Here is a 21,442-nt window from a genome sequence, read left to right as displayed (position 1 = left end):
GTTTGATATAATGATGAATAATGAATTTCAATACTATGGCGAAAGGATTAAAATATGAAACCTAAATTAGATGATGTTGCTAAATTAGCCAATGTATCAAAAACTACAGTATCTAGAGTATTAAATAAACGTGGCTATTTAAGTCAAGAAACAATCGATAAAGTATACGATGCTATGGAAAAATTAAACTATCAACCTAACACTGTCGCACGTCAGCTTTATAATAAAAAGACTAATATTATAGGCCTATTATTCCCTGCAGTAAGTAATCCTTTCTTTGGAGAACTTGTAGAAGAATTAGAGAAAAAGCTATATTCCCAAGGTTATAAAGTTATAATTGGGAACTCAATGAATGATCCTGAAAAAGAGAAAAACTATTTAAATCAACTTTTATCAAATCAAGTCGACGGTTTAATCGTTGGTACACATAACCAAAATATTCAACAGTATCAAAATGAAAACCTTCCTATAGTAGCAATCGATAGAATTATGAACCAAGACATACCAGTAATCGAATCTGATAATTACTCAGGCGGTAAACAAGCTACAGAAAGATTAATTCAAAAAGGTGCTAAAAAAATCATACATACAACAGGTCCAGATACTTTAGATACACCTGCAAACAGAAGACGAGAAGCATATGAAGAAACAATGACATATCATGGACTTCAACCTATTCACTATTCTGTAGATTTTAATATCTCTTACACAGAGAAAACTGGAATCTTCAACCAAATATTTATAGATCACCCAGATGTAGATGGTGTATTCGCTTCAAACGATGTAGACGCGTTACTTATCATGCAAATTGCTAAAAAGTTCAATAAAAACATTCCTGAAGATTTACTTATTGTCGGATATGATGGTTCTAAAATTATGCGTAATATGTTTCCAAACTTAACAACAATAGTCCAACCTATTGAAGAAATAGCCAATAAAGCACTTGAAGTCTTAAATCTAAGGCTTGAAAAACAAGAAACACTATCTGAATATATACTTCCTGTTTCAATTTGGAATGGAAGTACATGTTAATAGAAGAAAAAATCTAAAGCTCCTTTCATTAGAACGTTTTCTAGTGAAAGGAGCTTTAGATTTGAACTATTTATTAACTTTGTCGTTTTCTACTTCTCAATAGAACTGGTATGCTACAAATAGCTATGATTGCACTTATCCATGTTATATCTTTAACAACTTCCCCTGATTTCGGGAGTTCTTTTTTAGATGCATCTTTTTTATCTTCGGTTTTTTTAGCTTCTTTAGGCATAGTTTTTTGATTATCTTGTAATTGATTAGACTTATTATTATCTTCTTTCTTCACTTGCTTTTGTTCTTTATTAGATATTATTGCTTCTTTTTTAGGTACCGTTACAACTTTTTGTCTATCTTCAGCCTTTTTAACTTCTTTAGACGTAGTTTTTTGATTATCTTGCTTTTTATCTTTATCCTCTTTATTTGATAAAGTTGCTTTATTGTCCGCTTCAACTTTAAATCCTATTTTAGATAATTCCGGTTGTTTTGTAACGCCTTCTACAAGTGCGACTGAATTACCAAATTCATCTACGGCACTGACATGTGCAAATTGATATGATGTATTAATATTATCTTTTGGTATTTGTAATTGTAGTGGCACTATCCATTTACCTTCTTTATCACGTGTCGCTTTAGTCACATCTGCAAATTTAGATATTCCTGCTTTACCATCGAAAGGTTCTTTACCAAAGCTTAATGATACTTCTCGTAATTTACTTATATCTTCCAACATTACTGTAGCATTTACAGTTTCGCCTGATTTATATACATTTTTATCTACTGAAACATTCTTAATTTGTGGTGCGACTGTATCTATTTTATCTTGGTTTACTTTATTTTTAACGCTAAATTTAAGAGCTTGCACATTTAAAGTTGTTGGTCCTAATTGTGGAGCAATTGTATCACCTCCACCATTCACATTATCTACAGTAGCAGTTGAAAAACTAAATGAAGTGTCCCCTATCTTTTTAGGTATCTCAACGTCCACATTGACTGTCCAAACACCATCAGCTGATTGTATTGCAGAAGGATTATCTAAAGATTCAGCTAGTGTTGTTTCACCTACTGCTGTATCGTTTGAAAATCCAATTGAAACATTTTCCAACTTATTAATATCTTTAATTTTAAATTGGACTTTAACTACTTCTCCTGGAGCGTATTCATGTTTATCTAAAGTAATAGATAAAATTTCGGGGTTTGATTCTTTTTCATTCTTCTCTATCTGATTATTTGCTGACATTGTATTTTCTTGATGATTAGTATCCCCTTCTGATGCAAATGCGATATCACTTGTATTACTTAAAAATAAAACACTTCCTATGCAAACTGACATAACACCAAGTGTACATTTTTTAATACTAAATTTATTAAACTTTTGTTGACTGTTCATCGTTGACCTCCATCAATATTTGATAAATTATATCTATATTGTAAATATATTCCAATTTATTTTGGCAGTCAACTTCGATTATTAATTTTTCGTATTCATCAAACCTGATAAATGATTTCTTTTAAATGTTGCCAAACATCATATAATTGTAGCCACATCGCAACGTGCAACATGATGACTAATATACAAGCGATAATATGAATAATAGCGTATTTTTCTTTTATATTTATTATTTTTTCAATTATAATCACGAGTGCGCATATCATGATAACGATAGATAAATATGGTGCTATGATATAAATCATATCTAAAGCTGTATTATATAAACTTACTTTCCATGTGTTGAACCTAAAGAAATAAGCCATACCAAAAAATATAACTAAACAAGCTATAATCACTATAATAGTAGCTAATGTCGCCTTTCTCTTTACATGAACCATTTCGCCCATTGCTAACTTTAATGGATGATATACAACAACATGTACAAATGGATATACAGAAATTATAAGTAAACATAACCATAACCAGTTCACTACCACACCCCCAAAAGTGTATATGTACAATTAACTGTATATAAATGCGATATATAAAGCAATACCAAAAAGAGCTTAAGAAATAAATCCTAAGCTCAAAATAATTATTCTAAACCCTTTGATATTTACTTTACAATTAAAACTGGTATTTTTGATCGTTTGGCTACTTTATGAGAAACACTGCCCATCATCATTTCTTGAAAATTATTCAAGCCCCTTGTCCCTAGTACTATAATTTCATGTGGATGACGATTTGCTTCATTAATGACGGTTTGTGCTGGTTCTCCATGTTTTATTTCGATTTTATGTTTTATATGATTTTCTTCTAGAAATTGAGTAATCTGTGAAAGTTTTTCTTTTTGTTGCTGATTTGAATTTGCCCCATGTAAAATCACTGTTTTTGATTCGTCTATTTCTACTACATTTAATACTGTTACGTGAGCTTCTGATTCTGCAATATTTAATATTTGTTGAGCTGCTCTATAACTATTTTCTGATCCATCGGCAGCTAATAAAATAGATTTATACATGTTACTCTCTCCTTTGTATATTAGTTTAAATGTCTTTCATTTAATTGACTAAGTTCAGAGATGATTTTTCTACTATCAGCATTTAATTGTTTAACGTATACACTATTTTGTTTATCTTCAAACTTTTTAACGATGGTATCAATTGCATCAACTGCTGAATCATCCCATAAATGTGCATCTGTAAAATCTAATTCAATATGACTGTTTTCGATTGTAAAATCTAATTGCTCCATCATTGAATCTATCGAAACAAAAAATATTTGTCCTTTAAAAAAATATAAATAACTTTTATCTTGTTGGTTTAATTCTACTCTAACGTTAGAAATTTTTGTAGCAAAGAACAATGCACTGAAAATAACACCAACAACGACACCAATTGCAAGATTATTTGTGAATAAAACGATAATAACTGTGAGTAACATGACTACTGCATCAGATTTTGGTGCTTGTTTAATATATTTAAATGATTGCCAATCAAATGTACCAACCGATACCATTATCATAATACTTGCTAGTATAGGCATTGGAATTTGCACGACGATATCTCCTAATACAATAATAAGGAAAATAAGGACGATGCCTGCTGTAAACGTTGATAAACGGCTGTTAGCACCAGATCTAACATTTATTATAGATTGTCCAATCATAGCACAACCACCCATACCACCAAATAAACCTGTAATCACGTTTGCTATACCTTGTCCACGTGACTCTTTATTTTTATTACTATAACTATCAGTAGCATCATCTACTATTTTTGCTGTTAACAAGCTTTCAACTAGCCCAACAACAGCCATTGATAATGAAAATGGGAAAATAATTTTAAAAGTTTCTACATTAAATGGAACATCTGGTATAAGAAAATGAGGAAAAGCTCTCGTTATAGAACCTAAATCTCCTACTGTTCTTACATTTGCTCCGGTATACATATAAAGAGCGGTTAAAATGATGATTGCAATTAAAGGTGCTGGAATAGTTTTGAAGAATTTTGGAACAATATATACGATTAATAAAGTAATAATGAGATACATATAAGTACTAATTGATATACCGAATATATGTTCAAGCTGAGACATAAATATTAAAATAGCTAAAGCATTCACGAAACCAATCATTACTGATCTAGGTATAAATTTCATAAGCCTACCGATTTTGAGAATCCCTAATATTAACTGTATAATACCCATAAGTATTGTTGCAGCAAATAAATATTCAACGCCATGATCTCGAACTAGTGGTGTAACAATAAGAGCCACTGCACCAGCAGCACCTGAAATCATAGCAGGACGACCACCTACTATAGATGTAGTAGTCGCAATAATAAATGCTGCATAAAGCCCCACCATAGGGTCTACACCTGCTATAATTGAAAAAGCTATTGCTTCAGGTATAAGTGCTAAAGCCACTACAATACCTGCTAGAATGTTTTTACTAGGATTTGAAAACCATTCTATTTTTAAATTTTCAAACATAATCTAAACTCCTATTTTTATATTTTTAATAAAGTCATTATAAACAAAAGAGTTTCAAATGTATACCTTTTTGGAACTATCGAGGTGAAATATATGAAGTATGGTTATACAAGACCAGTAGAAATTTATGATTCTTTAGAACAACAAAAATTAAAATTATCCAATCAAGTTGATAAATTAATTGAAGAATCGCATTCCAACACAGAAAACCGTAAAGAATTAAATTCTTTATTTTATAGTAAGTTAAACGATGGCGACCATTTATACATTACCGATTTATGTATTCTAGCTGATTCAGTTTCACAACTTGAAGAACTTATACAAATTTCCCAAGAAATAAATGTTACTATTTCTGTTGAGAACATTAACCTTACAATTAGCCCGGATTATCATACGACTTTTATCGAATCGCTCAGCAAAGTGATTCAATTTCAAAATGATATCATCAAATTTAGAACAAAAGTTGGTATGGAGAAGGCCAAGACGAGTGGTAAACGCATTGGTCGACCTCAACGAGATGACATTAATTTAAAAAATGCGATAGAAATGTACCACTCTAAAAAATATACACTAGAAGAAATTAAAGCAGAAACGAACATTAGTAGAGCCACTCTATATAGACATTTAAATAAATAATATAGTTTTTCATAAATAAATGAGGCTGAGCTCTAATTCATCAGTATTCTTACTGAATGATTTTTGGCTCAGCCTCATTTTATTTTTTGGTTTTTATGATTTATATTTTCTTTTATTTTATTACGCCAGCATCTTTAGGATGTACGCCATGTATATAGTAATCTATTTCTTCTGGTTCTAATGGTTTTCTTCCTCTTATGATGTCTGCTGCTTTTTCTGCTAACATTAACACTGGTGAATGTATATTTCCGTTAGTTGTACGCGGCATTGCTGATGCGTCTACTACACGTAAGTTTTCCATTCCATGTACTTTCATTGTTAATGGGTCTACAACTGCCATAGGATCTGAAGCAGGTCCCATTTTCGCACTACATGATGGGTGTAGTGCTGTTTCAGCATCTTTTTTAACCCAATCTAGGATTTCTTCATCTGTTTGTACAGATGGTCCTGGTGATATTTCACCATCATTGAAAGGTTTAAGTGCTGGTTGTGCTAATATTTTTCTTGCTATTCTTATTGCTTCAATCCATTCTTGTTCGTCTTCTTTTGTCGATAAGTAATTGAAGACAACTTTTGGTTTTTCAAATGGATCTTTAGATTTAATTTTCAAACTACCTCTTGAATTTGAATACATTGGCCCTATATGTACTTGGAAGCCGTGTTCAGTATCTGCTTTTTGCCCATCATAGCGTACTGCTAAAGGCAAGAAGTGGAACATTAAGTTAGGATATTCTACTTTATCGTTAGATCTTACAAATCCTCCACCCTCAAAATGGTTACTAGAAGCTGGACCTGTACGACCAAATATCCATTGTAAGCCAATGAAAGGCATCTTAAGTTTATTTAAACTTGGTTGTTGTGAAACAGGTTTAGAAGATGCATGTTGTACATATACTTCTAAGTGGTCTTCGAAGTTTTCACCTACACCAGGTAAATGAACGCGTGTTTCAATACCTAATGAATTTAAGTGTTCTGAATCACCTATACCTGATAACTGTAATAATTGTGGCGTATTGAAAGCACCACCACATAATATAACTTCTCCAGCTCCTACTGTATGTTTCTTACCATTTTTCTTATAAGTCACACCAGTAGCTTTTCTACCTTCATAGTTAATTTCTGTAACGAACGCACGTGTTTGAACAGTTAAATTTTTTCTCTTCATTGCTGGTCTCAAATATGCTGTTGATGCAGAAACTCTTCTACCATTGTGAATTTGGCTGTCAAAAGGTCCAAATCCTTCTTGTCTAAATCCGTTAACATCAGGTGTTTTGTTATATCCCGCTTGTACACCTGCATCAAAGAATGCTTGGAATAATGGGTTCTTTGCTGGGCCTCTTCTTAATTTAATTGGACCATTTTTTCCTCGGAATTGATCAGACTTATCGGCACCAAATGTTTTTTCTAATTTTTTAAAGTAAGGAAGACAGTTAGCATATTTCCATGTTTCCATTCCTTCAACTGAACCCCAACCTTCATAGTCTAATGGGTTACCTCTTTGATAAATCATACCATTGATAGAACTTGATCCACCAAGCACTTTACCTCTTGTATGTGATACTTTTCTACCACCCATATGAGGTTCTCCTTCAGTTTCATACTTCCAGTCGTAAAAACGATTACCTGAAGGATACATTAATGCTGCTGGCATTTGAATAAGTAAATCCCAAGGGTAGTCACTTCTTCCTGCTTCCAAAACTAAAACTGTTTTATCTTTATCTTCACTTAATCTACTTGCTAATACTGAACCGGCACTACCTCCGCCGATAATAATGTAATCATAAGATTTTTTCATCATGTTATCCTCCTGCATTTTACACTTCATTGTTGTATTTTATTTACTAAACCAATTAACCGGTTCAGGTTTTGTATTGGTAAATATATGTTTTGAAATTAAATATTCTTCTAATCCTTCTTTACCTAATTCTCTACCAATTCCTGATTGCTTATAGCCGCCCCACGGTGCTTGAGCAAAATATGGATGGAAATCATTTATCCAAACTGTTCCCATTTTCAATTTATTAGCAACTCGATTTGCTTTAGCTATATCTTCAGTGAATACACCACCAGCTAAACCATAAATAGAATCATTTGCTAAACGTATAGCTTCACTTTCATCAGAGAACCCTTCGATTGTAACGACAGGTCCAAACACTTCTTCTTGGACAATTCTCATAGAAGTATCACAGTTTGTTATAACTGTCGGTTCAAAGAAGAAACCATCCTTTAAGTCTTCTCTATCTGGTCGCTTACCACCAACAGCAATTGTTGTACCTTCTTCTTTAGCGACTTCTATATATTTTTCAACTTTATCTCTATGTTCACTAGAAATAAGTGGTCCCATTTCTGTATCTTTATCAAAACCATTACCTAGTTTGATTTTTTTCACGCGATTAATAAAAGCTGTTTCAAATTCATCTTTAATGTCGTTGTGAACAATAATACGAGAACCCGCAGAACAAACTTGTCCAGCATGGAAATACCCGCCATTTAATGCTTGATCTACCGCTAGTTCAATGTCAGCATCTTCGAAAATAACATTAGGATTTTTGCCGCCAAGCTCTAACGCAATGTTTGTAACATGATCTGCAGCTTTTTTCATAATATGTTTACCTGTTTCAATTCCACCTGTAAATGAAACCAAATCTACATCTTTATGTGATGTTAATGTATCTCCTACTTCTGAACCTTTACCAAGAACTAAATTGATAACACCTTTTGGAATATTAGCTTCTTCCATTAATTCGAAAATTTTAATAGTCGTTAACGGTGTGATTTCACTTGGTTTGATTACTAACGAACAACCCGTCACGAGTGCCGGAGCTATTTTCCATGAAGCTTGTAGTAATGGATAGTTCCAAGGTGTAATTTGAGTTACAACCCCAACTGGCTCTTTCACTACTTTACTTTCTGAATTAGGGATAGGTGATTCGATAATTTCACCACCATCATTACCTCCTAGACCAGCAAAATACATAAACACATTATGAATATCATCCATGTCAGCATATGATTCTTCTAATGTTTTACCTGTATCTAATGTTTCAAGCTCTGCTAATTCATCTTTGTTTTCTTTAATTAAATCAGCGATTTCTCTTACTTTTTGACATCTATTTTCACTTGTTTCATCAGCCCACACACCAGATTCAAAAGCATTTTTAGCTGCTTGAATAGCTTTAGCCGCATCTTCTGCTGTACCTTCCGAAACAGTTAGAATTACTTCCTGATTATATGGATTTACGATGTCGCGAGTAGCATTATTTGAAGCTTCTACCCACTGGCCATCAATATATTGACGCGTAGACAAATTATTTACATATCCCATAAAACTTACCTCCGTTAACTTTGTTAAATTTTTATTTAACGAACTTTACAAACTTATGTTAGCATATAAATTGAAAGGTCGTCAAATTACCTTTTAATATTTGAAGCATGGCGTATCACTGTATTTCAAATAGACAAGCTAAACAAAAGCAACTACAATGTAAAAGAATTCATGATACAATTAAAGTAATTATTGGAGGTGTAGGTAGTGGCAAGTTCAGATAACTACAAAAAACAATTAGACCAAGCTAAAGATATCGTAATAAATGGCATCGGGGAGACGATGGATTTATACGGTGTTAATAGAAGTGTTGGCAACCTATATGGCACAATGGTTTTCCAAGGTAGTATGACACTAGATGAAATGCGGGAACAACTTCAAATGAGTAAACCGAGCATGAGTGCCGGCGTGAAGAAACTACAAGAGTTCGATCTTGTAAAACAACAATTCACTAGAGGCAGTAGAAAACAACACTTCATGGCTGAAAAAGATTTTTTCATATTCTTTAACAATTTCTTCCCTAAAAAATGGGATAGAGAAATTACGATTAATATGGATTCACTAAAAGAAGCAGTGGTATTACTCCAAAAAATTATTGATGCAGATGATGTTGACGCAGAAACTAAAGAGGATGCGATTGCTATTCACACACAACTAATAGAGTCCAAAAATTATTACAAGTGGCTCTCAAATATTAGTGAAGCCTTCAAAACAGGAGAAATTTATAAATACTTCCCAATACCAGAAGACGAAAACGAAGATTAATTTCAAATAAAAGCTCTACCCATTAGTTCGGATATCTAATGAGTAGAGCTTTTTTTATGTATCGTCTCAGTGTCGCGAGATATTGAATATTGCACGTGATACTCGGCTTGCAACTTAGACACCCAGTATGTTGCACGTGATGACCGTCTTGCAACTTAGGACACCAAAATGTTGCACGTGATACCCGTCTTGCAACTTAGGACACCAAAATGTTGCACGTGATACCCGTCTTGCAACTTAGGACACCAAAATGTTGCACGTGACACTCGTCTTGCAACTTAAGACACCAGTATGTTGCACGTGACACTCGTCTTGCAACTTAGACACCCAGTATGTTGCACGTGACACCCGTCTTGCAACATTACATCCCATTACATTCTGAATCCAATAAAAACAGAGAACATCCTTTACCGTCTCAGGAGGTCCTCTGTTTTCTATCTTATGGATTATTATTTAATATATTATTTAAGGGTTGCTTACTTGCCTAGGGGTATGGTTTCGTCTCTCAAGCTTCTTACTTACAAATATTTATGTTCTTTCAAATAAGCTACTATTTCTTCTACCGCTTCTTCTACGCTATGTTGTTCTGTATCTATTATAATTTCTGGATTAGATGGTTCTTCGTATGGTGCGTTGATTCCAGTAAATTCTTTAATTTCTCCGCTTCTTGCTTTTTTGTACAAGCCCTTTGGATCTCTTGCTTCACATTCGTCTAAACTGCATTTTGTATATACTTCTATAAACTCTCCATCTTCTAATATATCTCTCACGATATTTCTATCTTCTTCGTAAGGAGAAATAAATGCTGTCATTGTTACCACTCCTGCATCGACCATCAACTTCCCTACTTCGCCTATACGTCGTATATTCTCTTTTCTGTCTTCAGGACTGAATCCTAAATTTTTATTTAAACCGTGTCTAATGTTGTCGCCGTCTAAACGATATGATGTAATCTTCTGTTCAAATAGTGCTTTTTCTAACGCTACTGAAACTGTAGATTTTCCTGATCCGGATAATCCTGTGAACCATATTACGACGCTTTTATGTCCGTTTCTTTCTTGTCTCTCGGCTTTTGTAACTTCGGAATCATGCCACGTTATGTTAGTAGATGTACTCATACTTTTTATTCGCTCCTTGCAAGATTAATTTTCTTTCAAACCTCTAATTAATACTTCAGCTACTTCTGGTCTTGAAAATTCTTTCGGCAATTGTTCACCGTTGCGTAATTTCTCTCGAACTTTAGTACCGCTAAGATGTACATGATTTGATTTATCGTGAGGACAAGTTTTTGCTGTTGTCATGTTTTCACAAATTGTGCAGTAAAATGCATGTTCGAATTTGAATATATTAATATCTATTTCATCTTCATATTGTGTGATTAATTCTTGTGCTTCGTAAGTGCCATAATAGTCACCTACACCAGCGTGATCACGACCCACTATAAAATGCGTACAACCATAGTTTTTACGTACTAAAGCATGTAAAATCGCTTCTCTAGGACCTGCATAGCGCATTGCTGCTGGGTATATTACCAATCTTGCTCTATCTTCTGGGAAGTAGTGTTTTAAGATAACTTGATAACTTTCCATTCGAATGTCCGCTGGTATGTCATCTGACTTTGTTTCTCCAACTAATGGATTTAGCAATAAACCGTCTACCGATTCTAAAGCTATTTTTTGAATATATTCATGTGCGCGATGCACAGGATTTCTCGTTTGGAATCCTACTACTGTCTTCCATCCTAATTCTTTAAAAAGTGCTCTAGTCTCTGTAGGATCTAAATGAAAATCATTAAATTCGTCATGTTTAGGACGAGCCACTAATTGAATAGGACCAGCTAAATAAACATTTCCTTTTTCATATACACGTTTAACGCCTGGGTGGTCCACTTCTGTTGTACCATATACATTTTGTGCTTCTTTAGCTTTATCGTAAGTATATTTTTCCTCAAGTTTTATAACACCGTATAAATGGCCATCTTCACCATAAAGTGCAACGTCATCTCCAATTTCTAATTCATCAGCTTCTTCTTCTGTCACTGGTAAAGTAATAGGGATACTCCACACAAGTCCATTTTCCAGGCGTAAATTGTCTACTACACTTTCATAATCTTTTTGTCCTAGAAAACCTGTTAATGGACTGAAACCGCCTATAGCAATTAATTCCAAATCAGAGATACTCCATGGATTTAAAGTTATCTTCGGAAATGTTTGTGCTGCTTCTATTAATTGTTCTTTTTCGTTACCTTCAACTTGACGATTAATTAATTGACCACCGTGTGGCTTGATCGTTTCTTCTACAGTTTGAGTTGTTGATGTCATCATGCTTCACTCCTATTAGTTAATTTGATCTACTTTACTAGATTTTTGAGTTTGTACATTGAACGGGAATTTTTGATGTTGGTAAAGTGTAAATAATACTAAACCTGCCCATACTATAATGATGCCGATTTTGACGATTGTTATCGTTACAGCACTGTCTACAAAAGCATTTAAAAGTAAATTGCTATTTGTAAATATAATTAGCCCACCTACACATACAGCAAGTATGTATACAGGTAAAGTTTTTACTAACCATGCTGCGAATGGTGCCGCAACTACACCGCCTAAAGCTAAAGCCGCTACAAGTGCGATGTTAATCTGACTCCACCCAAGGAATATAATAAATCCAAGTGAAGTAGAAATCGTGACAAAAAATTCGCTCGTTGAGACTGTTCCAATAACATATCTCGGTTCTATTTTATTTCTAGATAATAGTAAAGGAGTGTTAACTGGACCCCAACCGCCACCACCAATCGCATCTAAAAAACCTGCAATAGCTCCTTGTGGAACAAGTAAAAATCCTGATAATTTACCTTCATTGAGCTCATTATTTTTTTGCTTTTTAAATACGAATTGATAAATGATATAAATCCCCATAGAGAGTAAAAATATTGCGATAAACGGTTTAATAAATTCACTGTGCAAATTGCTGAGCACGGCAGCTCCAATAAACCCTGTAATTGCACCAGGTAAAGCGAGTTTTAAAATAATCGATTTATCAACATTCTCAAACTTTAAATGTGATAGCCCTGATGCTGCAGTCGTTGCAACTTCTGAAAAATGTATCGTAGCAGAAGCAATTGCTGGTGCGATTCCAAATGTTAACAGCAATGAAGACGAGGTAGCTCCAAATCCCATTCCAAGAGATCCGTCAATCAATTGTGCTAAGAACCCCACGATTGCAAATATCGTTAATTTTCGCATATGTTACTCCTTTCTTTAGTCATTTTCGGTTGTAACGTTAACCACTCTATAAATTCTCGCTGTTTATTTTTATCAAAATATTTATCTGAAAGTATGATTTCTAATAAATGATTTTGTTCTAAACGTTCTATATTTAGTCCTTTAATGATTGATCGACAATTACTTAAAAAATCTACATATTCACCATAATCATCTGGATAATCATCTTCTAAATTTCTTAATATCGACGATACAAGCTTAGGGCTTGCTCCTCCGCTTGAAACACTTATAGTCAATTTACCTCTTTTAAATGTCCCGGGAAATATAACATCTCCCTCTTGAGCGTTACTCGTCATATTAAGCAAAGTGTGTTTAGGTACTTCCTCTTTCAGACGATTGTTTACATCTGCTTCATCTGTTGCGACAACCACTAAATCCGCATTCGTTAAATCGGTAGACGTTATTGCTTTTTTGTGCCAAATAATTTTTTGTTCACTTTGCATTCGATATATATAATTAGAAACGTCTGGGCTAATAACGTGAATTTTTGCGCCACTATTTATTAACTTTCTAACACGGCGTTCAGCAATGGTCCCACCGCCTGCTATAACAACTGTCTTATTGGATAAATCCATCAATATTGGCACGTAAGCCATCTACATCATCCTTTATTTAATGCAAATTCTCGAATTTCTTCATGGTGTATCGTTTCAAGCACTCGATCTTTCAATGCTTCTTGTATCGCTTCATGGTGACCTAAATGCTCACAAACAATGATATCGCTATTTGATTTATGATTTTGAACAGTGCTCTCAATATGTTTTTCCAGTACGCCTGTAAACCATAGATAAGGCGCAATATATATTTGAGAATGACCTTCATCAAGTGCGGATTCTAGCGCATCTTCAAAAGATGGTTCACATGCTGCTAAGTAACAAGCCTCTACATCATCAAATGGAGTCGTTTGATATAATGTTTCAGTTATTGCCGAAATATCAATTTTAGTTTGAGGATTATAACTACCCCGTCCAACGACTAACAGTTTTGCATCCGAATGAGGTAACACATGCGTTTCTTTAAGACGGTCATTAATGATATTCGTTAATCTAGGTTGAACGCCTAAAGGTTGACCATATGTAAACACTACATCTGGATGCTTCACTTTAATTTCGTTTAAAACTTCAGGTATATCTTTAAAATAATGACCAGCACTTAATAAAAGAACTGGTATGACAGATATTTCTGTCGCACCTTTTTCAATTAATTTATGCATACCTTGATGAATTGTAGGTTCTGCTAGTTCTAAGAAACATATTTCTTGAAGAGATACATCTACCTTCTCTTTCACTGTTTCAATAAAAGAAATTGCTTCTTCTGTTGCTTCTTTTATTCTGCTACCGTGACTGACGTATAGTACACCTTTCATTGTATCCCTCCGATTTAATGCATGAGTTCTGGAATATGTTTATCTTGAGCGACTTCTTCGAACCAATTTATTTTTTCTCTTAATTTAACGACTTCACCAATTACAATCATTGCTGGATTTTGGATTTCTCTTGCTCTATCAACAATATCTTTTAAAGTTCCTGTTACCGTAATTTGTTGATTGGATGTTCCGCAATGAATTAAAGCAACTGGCGTATTAGGATTTCTACCGTGTTTTATTAATATATTTTTTATTTCCGGGAGTTTTTTTACGCCCATATATATACATAATGTTTCCGGTCCCAGTGCTAGATGTTTCCAGTATTCATCTTCATCTACTGAGTCTTTAATAACGCCTGTTACAAAAGCAACTGAAGAACTATAATCTCTGTGTGTGACAGGAATACCAGCATATGCTGGAGCTGCTACACCAGCTGTTATACCTGGAACTACTTCAAATGGTATGTCATGAGACTTTAAAGTTTCCGCTTCTTCTCCACCTCTACCAAAGATAAAAGGGTCTCCCCCTTTTAACCTTGTGACTGTCTGGCCCTCTAAAGATAAAGTAACAAGTAATGCATTGATTTCTTCTTGTTTTAGTGAATGATTATCTGGGCTTTTACCACAGTATATGAGTTTCGTATCTTCAGACGCATATTCGAGTAATGCTTTATTTACTAGTCGATCATACATAATGACATTTGACTGTTTAATTGCTTTAATACCTTTAATTGTGATTAAGTCTGGATCACCCGGACCGGCGCCAACCAAATATACTTTGCCCATTTTTCCACCTCTTTTTATTGACTATGAAAATCTTGACCTGAGTATGTTTCTTTAATAATATCTTTACGAATAACAAAGTCTCCAAAATGTTCGCCTTCATCTTTTTCTTTTCCATACTGGATAAGAATTGGTTTTAGACTTTCTAATATTTCATCTTCACCAATATTTTCTTTAAATAATTTGTTTAAACGATCTCCTGCGAATCCACCGCCAAGGTACATATTATATTTACCTGGCGCTTTACCGATAAATGCAATTTCTGCTAGTGCTGGTCTTGCACATCCATTAGGGCAACCCGTCATACGAATTGTAATTTCCTCTTCATTTAAGCCAGCTTCATCTAACAGTCCTTCTATTTTATTAATTAAAGTTGGTAAATAACGTTCAGACTCTGCCATCGCTAAACCACATGTTGGAAAAGCTACACAAGCCATAGAATTTCTTCTTAATCCTGTGTAATGTTCACCATCAGTAATACCATATTCATCAATAATTTTTTGAATGTTATCTTTATTTAATTCATCAACATTAGCTATGATTAAATTTTGGTTTGGCGTTAAACGTAAATCACCGTCGTGAATTTCAGCGATTTTTCGAAGTGCTGTTTTTAACTGATAATCTTTAGTATCTTTAACTCGACCATTTTGTACAAACAGCGTAAAGTGCCATTTACCACTACCTTCAGTCCAACCATAACGATCACCATTATGTTCAAATTCAAATGGTTTCACTTCTTCAATTTCCCAACCTAAACGGTTATTCAGTTCATTTCTAATCCAATCAACACCGTATTTATCCACTGTATATTTGAAACGAGCGTTTAATCTGTTTGTTCTGTTACCATAGTCTCTTTGAATCGTTAAAATAGCTTCAGATACTTCTACCGCTTTATCTTTATCAATATAGCCTAATAATCTTCCAACTTGTGGGTATGTGTCTGTATTACCGTGCTTCATTCCCATACCGCCACCAACTGTTACATTAAATCCGACTAATTTATCGTCTTCAATGATGGAAATTAGACCAATATCTTGAGAATAAACGTCGATATCATTTGAAGGTGGAACTGCAATGCCAATTTTGAATTTACGTGGTAAATACGTTTTTCCATACATCGGTTCTACTTCTTCTTTTGTATCAACTACTTTTTCACCGTCTAACCATATTTCATGATAAGCACCAGTTCGAGGTGATAAATGATCGCTAATTTGGCTAGCTAATGTATCTACCTCTTTATGTACATCAGATTGATAAGGGTTTGGATTACACATTACGTTTCTGTTAACGTCACCACAAGCTGCTAGTGAGTCCATAACCGCTTGGTGAATACTTTGCATAGAACTTTTTAGATTTCTTTTCAAAATGCCATGAAACTGAAATGCTTGTCTTGTCGTTAACTTAATTGTTCCATTTGCGTATTGATCGGATATATCATCCATTGCAATCCATTGATCTGCCGTTGCTGTACCGCCCGGAACTCTTACTCTAATCATAAAACTATAAGCTGGTTCTAATTTCTGTCTTCTTCGTTCGTCACGTATATCTCTATCGTCTTGCATGTAACTACCATGGAACTTCAGTAATTTTGTATCATCATTTGCGATAGCACCAGTAATTTCATCATCTAAACCTTCTTGTATGCTACCTCTTAAGTAATTACTTCTATATTTTATATGCTCTAATTCATCTAATTTCTCAGATAGTTCTGTGTGAGTGCTCATATATTTTGCCCCCTCTTAATAAATATCTCTTTGATACTTTTTATCTTTCTTTAATTTCGTTAAAAATGTTTCCGCTTCTTCTTCGTTATAATGACCTTCTTTTTGGATAACGTTTAATAGAGATTGATGTACATCTTTCGCCATATTTTTCTCATCTCCACAAACGTATATTGCTGCACCTTCTTTAATCCATTGATAAAGTTCTTCGCCATTTTCTTCAATGCGATGTTGTACATAAACCTTTTCTTCAGTATCCCTTGAAAATGCTAAGTTCATCTTAGTTAACACACCATCTTTTAACCATGTTTGCCATTCTGTTTGATATAAGAAATCCGTTGTAAAGTGTTGTTCTCCAAAGAATAACCAAGATTTATTTCCGAGCTCTAATTCTTCTTTTTCTTGAATATATGATCTAAATGGTGCAATACCAGTACCTGGGCCAATCATAATAACTGGTGTATCTTCTGTTTTAGGAAACTTAAAGTTTGGATTCTTTTTCAAATAAATAGAAACTTTGTCTCCTGGCTCTAATCTTTCAGCAAATTGAACAGAGCATACACCTTTGCGATCTCGTCCATTGGCATGATATCTAACGGCTCCTATTGTAAGATGAACTTCATCTGTATTTGCTTCGTAACTGCTAGCAATCGAATATTCTCTCGCTGGTAATTTTCTAAGAATTTTATGCAGTGCTTCAGGTTGTAAATCTTCTGGTGGGAAATCATTGATTAAATCTATAAAATCTCGACCTTCTACATATCCATATATCCATCTATCTTTTTTCACTTTTTCTGATAGCACACCGTTTTCAAAAATGTCAGCTGCCTTTTTAATAATTGGTTTTGTTAATTTTGTAATTTCAAAGTAATTAGTTAAAGCATCACGTAAACTCAGCTTATCTCCATCTTCGTTAATCGGCACTTCTTCATCTGCATCCCATACGAGTGTTTCGATCAATTCTTCAACAAATTCCGGGTCATTTTTCGGGAAGATACCAATACAATCACCCGGTTCAAATGCTTCGCCAAAACCTTCTAACGATAACTCAATGTGTCTTACTTCTTTATTAGATCCACGTCCATTTAAATTAATGTTCTCAAGAATTTCAGCCTCGTAAGGATTTGTTCTAGAATAAGTCTGAGTTGTTGAAATATGTTCTGGATCGACTTGAGCTGGTATATCTGATGTATTACCTGCTTCCACTGCCAAAGCATTTAATATATCTTCCATCCATTTCTCAGCTGGTTCATCAAAATCTAAATCACAATCAATACGTGGATGTAACCTTTCAGCTCCTAATTCTTCTAACTTTTTATCGAAATCTTTTCCTGTTTGGCAGAAAAATTCATAAGATTCATCGCCAAGTGCAAGTACAGAGAATCTAACGTCATTTAACTTAGGCGCCTTCCTACTATGTATAAATTCATGGAATGTGATGGCATTATCTGGAGGGTCACCTTCACCGTGAGTAGCAGTAATAATAAATAAATCTTCTACTTTCTTTAAATTCTTTGGTTTGAAATCTTCCATACATTCAAGCTGAACATTAAATGACTGTTCTTTTAATTTATTTTCTAATGTTTCAGCTAATCCTTGTGCATTTCCTGTTTCAGAACCGTATAACACTGTAATATCTCTTTGTTTCGGTAGCGTTGCAACGCTCGTTTCTGTTGTAGGTTCTAATACTGCTTGATTTGAATCATTTTTAAATTGTGAAGCTGTCAAATAACCACTCAACCAAACTTTCTGTTCTGGTGTAAGTGTTGAAAGTAATTGAGTAATGCTTTCTGACTGCTGTTGATTAAATGGGCTATTCGTTACTGTTAACTCCAAAAATGTCACCTCATCCTGTCCAATTTTTATTTGAAAAACTAATTAATCTTATTGGTATACTATGTTTTAATGTTAAAAATTTTAGCTTGCAGTTTTACTTTGTGTGCAAGCCACATTCTGTTTTGTTAAAGTTTGTCCATCTACCTTCTCTAGAATCCCCTGATGAAGAAACTTGTGATGTACAAGGTATGCAACCTATACTCGGATATTGAAAATCATGTAGTTCATTGTAAGTTAAATCATGTTTTTCGATGTATTCCCACACATCATCCCATGTCCAATAAATTAATGGGCAAACTTTAATTGATTTAAATCTTTCATCTTTATTAATAAAATTTGTGTTTTGTCTGCTTGGAGATTGTTCTCTTCTCAATCCAGATACCCATGCAGTAGCACCAGATAGCACTTCTTCTAAAGGTTTTATTTTTCTAATATAACAACACTGATTAGGATTACTCGTCCATAAAGCAGGTTCATATTGATCAGCTTGTTCCTCTAGTGTGAGATCTGGTTTTTTAAGTTCAATATTTAGTTTTGGATATCTCTCTTTAACACGATCAATTAAGTCGTAAGTTTCTTGAAAGTGTAAGTCTGTATCTAAAAATACGATTTTAGCATCGTTTTTCACTTTAGATATTAAATCAATGAGAATCATACCTTCAGCACCAAAACTACATGAATAAACAATGGAATCTCCATAATGTTCATACGCCCATTTAATAATATGATAAGCGCCTTTTGTTTCGTCATCAGCATTTAAATTTTCAAACGGGTCCGTTTCAAAGCGTTCATAAGTTAACACTTCAGTCATGACTTAAATAACCTCCCTTTACATAAAAATGGTTTATTTTTAAACATAGCTATTTTCGAAAAATATTTTATTCTGATATGTTTACTAGGAATAATAAATTATGATGATTAGCTTACCCGATAGTTACATACATGTCAACAGTTCTTTTTTTAATTTTCTGTTAATTGAAGATTAGTAATACAAAAAAAGATTGTCAATAAGCCAATGTTTGACTTATTAACAACCTTAATTATTTTACAAATTATCATCTTCTCTTTTTTCTCTAACCTGTACAATCCTTAAAGAACGTCTTTCAACTTCTTTCAATTTATCAGCACGTTCTTCTAGTTTTATCCGATCGCCTGATAAAGTCCTTATAAAGGATATCATCATCATCACAAATATACCTATTAAAGGAACACTTGCTAAAATGGAAGCAGTTTTTAAAACTTCTAAAGCTTTTTCTCCTCCTACAAGCATTAAAGAGAATGGTAATAGACATAAAGCAAATGCCCAGAAAAGACGGTTCGCTTTAAGTGGTTCGTCTATAACTTTTTTCTGTGTTGCAGCAGCTAAAATATAAGAACCCGAATCAAACGTAGTTGCTAAATATAGAAACGCTGAGATTAAGAACAATACAACCATCACTTTAGGTAATGGTAATTGATGCATCACTTCAATAATGGTAGCTTCAGGCGTATGTTGATTTAAGAACTGAATAACATCGAATTGTCCTGATAATTGAAGGAATACTGCATAGTTACCTAAAATACCAAAGAATAATACGCACCCTAAAGTTCCATAAATAATTGTTCCTAAAATGACTTCTTTCAAAGTACGTCCTTTAGAAATTCTTGCAATAAATAGTCCTATGAATGGTGCATATACGAGCCACCATGACCAGTAGAACACAGTCCAGTCTTGTGGGAAGTTCGTTTCTTTTCTTCCTCCTATGCCACCAAATGGCTCTAGCCAAGTACTCATTTGGAAGAAGTTTTTCAACATATTACCTAAACTAGAAACTGTTGTTTCCATTATAAAGACTGTTGGTCCGATAATAAGCACGATACCTAAAATAATAAATGTTAGCCAAACATTTATGTCACTTAATTTTTGAATACCTTTCTTCAAACCAGTATACGAGCTAAATGCGAATATGACGGTAATGATGAGTAATATAATACTTCGCATCACCATGTTCTCTCCGTCTAGCCCTGTCAGTCGCTCTATACCAGCCGCAATCATTGGCACACCTAGCGCAAGTGATGTTGCCGCTCCGCCAAGCAAACCAAATATAAATAAAATATCTACTGTTTTACCAAGAAATTTATCAGTCTGACCTTTCAAAATTGGTCGACAAGCATGACTAATTTTATAAATGGGCTTTTTCTTAACGAATACTAAATACCCAATAGGCAATGCTGGTAATACATATATTGCCCAAGCAATTGGACCCCAATGGAACATGCCATACATCGTAGCATATTCTAACGCTTCATCAGTCATACCTCCTGCACCATAAGGTGGTACTTGATAATAATAAGCCCACTCTATAACGCCCCAATAAAGTATATCGGAACCTATTCCAGCACAAAAGAGCATAGAAGCCCAACTGAAATTATTGAACTCTGGTTTATCGCTAGCTTTCCCAAGTGTTACTTTTCCGTACTTACCAAAAGCTATGTATAACACAAATCCAAATACTACTAATCCTAGTAATAGATAGACCGAGCCTAATGAATTAGAAATCGTTTCATTAATCTGTGTAATAACATACTGACTCGTTTTTGGGAAGACTATCATCGGTACTACGGCAAATAATAATACTGCTACCGTACCAAGGAACGTCCACCAGTCCATAATTTTATATTTTTGCAATCCTGAACACCCCTCGTTGTCGGTTATTATGTATCGTAAATTGAAATCATGATCAATGATTAATGAATACGACAAAACAAATCACAATGATGAGGTTATACAAGT

At 34.0% G+C, this 21,442-nt stretch carries 19 protein-coding genes; 3 read left to right on the top strand and 16 right to left on the bottom strand.

The window, feature by feature from the left end; translation table 11 throughout:
• The first annotated feature begins 54 nt into the window (after positions 1–54).
• Positions 55–1,032, top strand: a complete 978-nt coding sequence (locus tag ACNMOQ_RS01560) for a LacI family DNA-binding transcriptional regulator (RefSeq protein WP_103269111.1) — start codon at positions 55–57, stop codon at positions 1,030–1,032.
• Positions 1,033–1,105: 73 nt separating this feature from the next.
• Here ACNMOQ_RS01560 and ACNMOQ_RS01555 read toward each other — a convergent pair whose 3' ends face one another.
• The 4 genes from ACNMOQ_RS01555 to ACNMOQ_RS01540 form a co-directional block, all read right to left on the bottom strand.
• Positions 1,106–2,419, bottom strand: a complete 1,314-nt coding sequence (locus ACNMOQ_RS01555; protein WP_416350171.1) for a YSIRK-type signal peptide-containing protein — start codon at positions 2,417–2,419, stop codon at positions 1,106–1,108.
• 98 nt (positions 2,420–2,517) lie between these two features.
• Positions 2,518–2,952: a hypothetical protein gene (locus ACNMOQ_RS01550; RefSeq protein WP_017000094.1), complete on the bottom strand. Its 435-nt coding sequence runs from the start codon at positions 2,950–2,952 to the stop codon at positions 2,518–2,520.
• Between the two features lie 125 nt (positions 2,953–3,077).
• Entirely contained in the window at positions 3,078–3,482 is a 405-nt protein-coding gene (locus ACNMOQ_RS01545) for a universal stress protein (protein WP_416350170.1), read from the bottom strand.
• A 20-nt stretch (positions 3,483–3,502) separates the two neighbouring features.
• Positions 3,503–4,954, bottom strand: a complete 1,452-nt coding sequence (locus ACNMOQ_RS01540) for a SulP family inorganic anion transporter (RefSeq protein ID WP_416350169.1) — start codon at positions 4,952–4,954, stop codon at positions 3,503–3,505.
• Positions 4,955–5,047: 93 nt separating this feature from the next.
• Here ACNMOQ_RS01540 and ACNMOQ_RS01535 point away from each other — a divergent pair, with 93 nt between their 5' ends.
• Complete coding sequence (locus ACNMOQ_RS01535) at positions 5,048–5,590, top strand: recombinase family protein (protein WP_416350168.1); 543 nt, start codon at positions 5,048–5,050, stop codon at positions 5,588–5,590.
• 112 nt (positions 5,591–5,702) lie between these two features.
• Here the strand turns inward: ACNMOQ_RS01535 and betA are convergent, their stop codons facing one another.
• Positions 5,703–7,385 (bottom strand): choline dehydrogenase, encoded by a 1,683-nt coding sequence (gene betA / locus ACNMOQ_RS01530; protein WP_017000091.1) that lies wholly within the window; start codon positions 7,383–7,385, stop codon positions 5,703–5,705.
• A gap of 39 nt (positions 7,386–7,424) precedes the next feature.
• Positions 7,425–8,915 carry a betaine-aldehyde dehydrogenase gene (gene betB / locus ACNMOQ_RS01525; RefSeq protein WP_017000090.1) on the bottom strand — a complete coding sequence of 497 codons (1,491 nt, stop codon included), beginning with the start codon at positions 8,913–8,915 and terminating at the stop codon, positions 7,425–7,427.
• A gap of 207 nt (positions 8,916–9,122) precedes the next feature.
• Here betB and cudC point away from each other — a divergent pair, with 207 nt between their 5' ends.
• Complete coding sequence (gene cudC, locus ACNMOQ_RS01520) at positions 9,123–9,680, top strand: choline uptake/conversion transcriptional regulator CudC (RefSeq protein WP_017000089.1); 558 nt, start codon at positions 9,123–9,125, stop codon at positions 9,678–9,680.
• A gap of 518 nt (positions 9,681–10,198) precedes the next feature.
• Here the strand turns inward: cudC and cysC are convergent.
• The 10 genes from cysC to ACNMOQ_RS01470 all read right to left on the bottom strand — a co-directional run bounded on the left by cysC (position 10,199) and on the right by ACNMOQ_RS01470 (position 21,337).
• The gene (cysC, locus tag ACNMOQ_RS01515) at positions 10,199–10,798 is read right to left on the bottom strand and encodes an adenylyl-sulfate kinase (protein ID WP_017000088.1); all 600 of its coding nucleotides are present in this window, start codon (positions 10,796–10,798) and stop codon (positions 10,199–10,201) included.
• Between the two features lie 24 nt (positions 10,799–10,822).
• A complete protein-coding gene (sat, locus tag ACNMOQ_RS01510; protein WP_064211723.1) occupies positions 10,823–12,001 on the bottom strand; it encodes a sulfate adenylyltransferase in 1,179 nt (392 codons plus the stop codon).
• 15 nt (positions 12,002–12,016) lie between these two features.
• Positions 12,017–12,925: a sulfite exporter TauE/SafE family protein gene (locus ACNMOQ_RS01505; RefSeq protein WP_017000086.1), complete on the bottom strand. Its 909-nt coding sequence runs from the start codon at positions 12,923–12,925 to the stop codon at positions 12,017–12,019.
• On the bottom strand, positions 12,913–13,560 hold the full coding sequence (locus ACNMOQ_RS01500) for an NAD(P)-binding protein (protein WP_416350167.1): 648 nt from the start codon (positions 13,558–13,560) through the stop codon (positions 12,913–12,915). Before ACNMOQ_RS01500 ends, ACNMOQ_RS01505 begins: the two co-directional genes overlap by 13 nt.
• Positions 13,561–13,565: 5 nt before the next feature.
• Positions 13,566–14,330 carry a sirohydrochlorin chelatase gene (locus ACNMOQ_RS01495; RefSeq protein WP_416350166.1) on the bottom strand — a complete coding sequence of 255 codons (765 nt, stop codon included), beginning with the start codon at positions 14,328–14,330 and terminating at the stop codon, positions 13,566–13,568.
• Positions 14,331–14,344: 14 nt separating this feature from the next.
• Positions 14,345–15,115, bottom strand: coding sequence for a uroporphyrinogen-III C-methyltransferase (cobA, locus tag ACNMOQ_RS01490; protein ID WP_017000083.1), 771 nt, complete (start codon positions 15,113–15,115; stop codon positions 14,345–14,347).
• A 14-nt stretch (positions 15,116–15,129) separates the two neighbouring features.
• Positions 15,130–16,836 carry an assimilatory sulfite reductase (NADPH) hemoprotein subunit gene (gene cysI, locus ACNMOQ_RS01485; RefSeq protein ID WP_416350165.1) on the bottom strand — a complete coding sequence of 569 codons (1,707 nt, stop codon included), beginning with the start codon at positions 16,834–16,836 and terminating at the stop codon, positions 15,130–15,132.
• Positions 16,837–16,851: 15 nt separating this feature from the next.
• On the bottom strand, positions 16,852–18,669 hold the full coding sequence (locus ACNMOQ_RS01480) for an assimilatory sulfite reductase (NADPH) flavoprotein subunit (RefSeq protein WP_416350164.1): 1,818 nt from the start codon (positions 18,667–18,669) through the stop codon (positions 16,852–16,854).
• Positions 18,670–18,763: 94 nt separating this feature from the next.
• Complete coding sequence (locus tag ACNMOQ_RS01475; protein WP_017000080.1) at positions 18,764–19,480, bottom strand: phosphoadenylyl-sulfate reductase; 717 nt, start codon at positions 19,478–19,480, stop codon at positions 18,764–18,766.
• 234 nt (positions 19,481–19,714) lie between these two features.
• Positions 19,715–21,337 carry a BCCT family transporter gene (locus ACNMOQ_RS01470; RefSeq protein ID WP_064205066.1) on the bottom strand — a complete coding sequence of 541 codons (1,623 nt, stop codon included), beginning with the start codon at positions 21,335–21,337 and terminating at the stop codon, positions 19,715–19,717.
• Positions 21,338–21,442 lie beyond the last annotated feature (105 nt).

The sequence above is a fragment of the Mammaliicoccus lentus genome (genome assembly GCF_947036595.1).
Taxonomy (GTDB): Bacteria; Bacillota; Bacilli; order Staphylococcales; family Staphylococcaceae; genus Mammaliicoccus; species Mammaliicoccus lentus.
The sequence above is the reverse complement of the archived record's forward strand: the minus strand, read 5'-3'. Positions and strand labels throughout refer to the sequence as shown.